This window comes from Methanomethylovorans sp. (assembly GCF_050177135.1).
GTDB lineage: Archaea > Halobacteriota > Methanosarcinia > Methanosarcinales > Methanosarcinaceae > Methanomethylovorans.
This window is the reverse complement of the sequence record NZ_JBFXHJ010000176.1, coordinates 1-4130: the sequence shown is the minus strand read 5'-3', so window position 1 is coordinate 4130 and position 4130 is coordinate 1. Positions and strand designations below refer to the sequence as shown.

Below are 4130 nucleotides of genomic sequence, written 5' to 3'. Positions count from 1 at the left end.
AGATATGTTCCAAGATCAGTAGAAAAGAAGCTGTGGTCATGACTTCCCACGAAATATGTCAGCTTGTCAGGGAAGGTAAGGACGTAGGACTGGAAGATGTGGATGTGGTTACCACAGCCACGCGGGCGATAATGAGCGGTACCTATGCAGTTATGTCATTTCCGATTGAAGCTCCGCAGCAGTTCACAAGGGCGAAAAAGATCTTCCTGAATGGTGTGCCGGCTTTTACAGGTCCCTGTCCTAATGAGAGACTGTGTATACTTGATCTTATGGTCTTTGGAACGTCTCATTCCGGCCTCAGGCCAGACTACGGTGCTGGTCATCTTTTCAGGGACATGGTGCAGCAAAAAGAGATCGAGGTTTCTGTGATCACTGATGAGAATGACACATTCACTGCAGGCATTACTCTGGATGACATGCCCTTTGCCCGCTTATTCGGTACTCGACACTGTTTCAAGAACTATTCTGCATTTGTGAATTGTTCTCCTAGAACTGTGGACAGCATTTTCCACGCTATTGGTTTCTGCCCGGACCTTACAGGAGCTAGTGTATCTGGGTGTGGAGAGATAAACCCTGTTAAGAATGACCCTCTGCTGGAGACCATTGGTATAGGCACCCGTTTTCTCATGAACGGTAGTGAAGGATTTGTTATAGGGAGCGGGACTCGTAGCAGTGCAGCAAAACCGAACCTTGCCGGATTTGCTGATATGCATGGCATGGACCCTCGGCTCATGGGTGGTTTTATCACCAGTGCCGGACCAGAATGCATTGTTTCCTGGGCTATTCCCATACCGGTGACCAGTCAGGCTGTACTTGATGCTATTAAGACGACAGATCCTGAGATATCTCTGCCTGTTATGGATGTTGATCGCAGGAAGCTCATAGGTCAGGCAGACTATGGGAACGTGTGGCAGGATGTGGATCTGGCAGTCACTTTCAAGCCATCTGCATGCGTGCAGTGTCCAACATGCGCGGCTGAAGAAAAATGCCCCATGGAGGCCATATCTTTGAATAACGCCAGACCTGTGCTGGACCGGTATCTCTGTTTTAACTGTGGGCTTTGTTCCACTTTATGTCCTGCAGGCGTATTTAATGCAAGGCTTGGAAGTATCAGAACAGATCTGAAATGTTCGGGTGAAGAAAAGTACAGGGAAGTCCCTATAGTACTACGCCAGTCGGACCGCAAGAGAGCACTAGAAATGGCCGAAGAACTTAAGAACAGGGTGATCGACGGTTCTTTTAGCATGGGGCCGATGACTGAGAGGATAAAGTAATATTTGCAGCTTAGCTTAATAAGAGCGTTGATTTATATTTTTATATATTTACGACATTAATTTCGTGGTTCTATAGAGCTCAAAACATCTTTATAGTTTAGGCTCAATCAGAATTGATTGGCTACGATATGGATCTGACACTGTTCACTGATATTGAAATAATTTTTGGTTTGTCGATACTTATCCTGTTAATGTTCCATAAGGTCAAATTATCGCCTGTACTTGGTTTTCTTGTTACGGGAATTGTAGCAGGCCCTCATGTCCTTGGTATCATCCGCGAAGTGGAGCAGGTAGAGGTACTTTCAGAGATAGGGATAATTCTGTTATTGTTCACAATAGGGGTTGAGATGTCCATCAAAGAGCTTTGGGACATCAAAAGATTCGTGCTGGTGGGCGGTGGTTTGCAGGTGGTTATCACTACGGCACTGGTCTACTATATTTCCCTTTACATGGGTTACAGTCCCAATACAGCTCTTTTTCTCGGATTCCTGGTATCCCTAAGCAGTACTGCCATAGTACTGAAACTGTTTCAGGAAAAGGGAGAAACATACACCACTTACGGAAAGATCTCTCTTGGAATACTCATATTCCAGGATATCGTTATTGTTCCCATGATACTCCTTACGCCCATACTGGCAGGTGTGCCCTCCACTTCAGGAGACAGTCCTGTCACCTTCCTTTTGAAAGGGCTTGGTATCATGCTGTTTGTAATTGTAAGTGCGAGATGGATAATGCCTTCACTGCTCTTCAGGATCGCTAAGACCAGGAACAGAGAACTATTTCTCCTGGCCATCATATTCACGGTGTTCGGTACGGCGTGGCTGACTTCCAAGGCGGGATTATCGCTGGCTCTCGGGGCGTTCCTGGCGGGTCTGATCATATCCGAATCCGAGTACAGTCATCAGGCTGTCGGCAACATGATGCCTTTTAAGGACGTTTTTATAAGCTTTTTCTTCATATCAATAGGAATGTTGATGGATGTCGGTTTTTTCCTGGAGAATATATTCATCCTTCTGGCATTGGCTGCAGGTGTAATACTTGTAAAATCTATGGCATCGGGGCTTGTTACCTTCCTTTTAGGTTATCCTCTGAGAACCACGATCATAACCGGGATGACACTGGCCCAGGTGGGAGAGTTCTCATTCGTCCTCTCAAGTTTCGGAAGGTCTTACGGGCTGCTCGATGAAAGTCTTTATCAGGCTTTCCTTGCTGTTTCCATAGTCACTATGGCAGCTACACCCTTTGTGATGACTTTCTCACACAGCTTCTCGAGTAAGCTAATTAACAAGACTAAGAATCCTATATTGATCAACGGTCTGTATGCAAAGAGCATGGGTATATACTCAACTGACGCAATACCTACAGAAGGAAATGAAGAATTGCACGATCATCTTATTATCGTAGGTTATGGGTTTAACGGAAAGACAGTTTCTAATGCTGCAAAGACCGCAGGCATACCTTATGTTATCATAGAGACAAACCCTGAGACCGTGCGTAATGAAAGAAAACAAGGTGAAAGGATATACTATGGGGATGCAACTCATGAAGTTGTCCTTGATTCTGCTAACATAAAGTCTGCCAGGGTACTTGTAGTCGGCATATCTGATTTCATCGCTACAAGGGCAATAACTGATGTTGCAAGAAGGATGAATCCGAAGATCTATATTATCACAAGGACACGATATATGAGCGAGATCAAAACCCTCAGCCAGCTGGGTGCAGATGAGGTAATTCCCGAGGAGTATGAAACATCGGTGGAGATATTCAGTCGTCTTCTTAAAAAGTACCTTGTACCAGAAGAGGATATTTACGCATTCACAAGGGAGATACGCGCAAACGGTTATTCCATGTTGAGAAAGCATTCCATTGAAGCTAAAAAGGATACTTTCAGCCTGAAAGATGATCTTCCGGGACTGGATGTGACATCTTTTAAGATAAAGGAAGGTAGTTTCATTCATGGGAGCACTCTGAAAGATGTGGATCTGAGGAACATTCATGGTGCAACAGTACTGGCTATCCGCAGAGGTGAACAGATCATTGAGAACCCCACAGGTGACACACAACTTCTATCAGGCGATATGCTCATCGTGCTTGGCAAACCGGAGAAACTGTGCCAGCTAAGAAGTTTTCTTGGAGGGGATATTGGTGCTTCTCCTTCCGAAAGTTGTCCATATGAAGGAGCATAAGCTCTGTCCTACTTCAAATAATATATGCAGGTATCTGAATTAAAAAGATAGTAGGATCCCAGTACACGAATCTTTACTATTTTCTTCTTTCTTTTTTCATATGGTGATATAAACTTCTTTTCAGCTTTATCTACTAGTTCTACAGATACGGATTCAACCAACAGATATATCGTATATTGATCTTAATTCTAAATTTGGGGAAGCATTATGAGCGTAAATATAAGATCGATACTTGTAGCCACCGATGGATCCGATAATGTAAAAAATGCAGTGAACTGGAGTATAGGATTGGCAAAAGCCAACGGTGCCAAGGTCAAAGCTGTTTATGTTGTGCCTCCTGCAGGTGTAGCTGTCGCTATGCGTGGTGAGATGTGGGCAAAGGCGCTGGAGGGCCACCTAAAGGAAGAAGGTGAGAAGGCTACTGCATATGTGGTGGATATAGGCAACAAAGAAGGGGTTGAAGTAGAATGTGTGATCATTGATGGTAAAACCCCTGCCGATGGAATAGTGGATTTTGCCACAGAGAACGATATAGACCTTATAGTGATGGGAACACTGGGACTCACAGGACTCACTCATATTCTCCTTGGAAGCGTTGCAGAGAACGTGGTGAGATATGCAAAAAGGCCGGTACTGGTCATTCCATAATATTAAGGGTTAAAGTTTGTTG

At 44.4% G+C, this 4130-nt stretch carries 3 protein-coding genes; all 3 read left to right on the top strand.

All coding sequences use genetic code 11. From position 1 onward, the window contains the following. The first annotated feature begins 2 nt into the window (after window positions 1–2). The 3 genes from AB7U21_RS10885 (at window position 3) to AB7U21_RS10875 (ending at window position 4108) form a co-directional block, all read left to right on the top strand. Window positions 3–1274 (top strand): methanogenesis marker 16 metalloprotein, encoded by a 1272-nt coding sequence (locus AB7U21_RS10885; RefSeq protein ID WP_428388986.1) that lies wholly within the window; start codon window positions 3–5, stop codon window positions 1272–1274. 128 nt (window positions 1275–1402) lie between these two features. Continuing rightward, entirely contained in the window at window positions 1403–3460 is a 2058-nt protein-coding gene (locus AB7U21_RS10880) for a cation:proton antiporter (protein ID WP_428388984.1), read from the top strand. Between the two features lie 207 nt (window positions 3461–3667). Then, complete coding sequence (locus AB7U21_RS10875) at window positions 3668–4108, top strand: universal stress protein (protein ID WP_428388982.1); 441 nt, start codon at window positions 3668–3670, stop codon at window positions 4106–4108. The last annotated feature ends 22 nt before the right edge of the window (window positions 4109–4130 follow it).

Bases quoted from the DNA above. Each gene is read 5' to 3' on its own strand.
- AB7U21_RS10880 (WP_428388984.1), top strand. From the start codon at position 1,403: ATGGATCTGACACTGTTCACTGATATTGAAATAATTTTTGGTTTGTCG.
- AB7U21_RS10875 (WP_428388982.1), top strand. From the start codon at position 3,668: ATGAGCGTAAATATAAGATCGATACTTGTAGCCACCGATGGATCCGAT.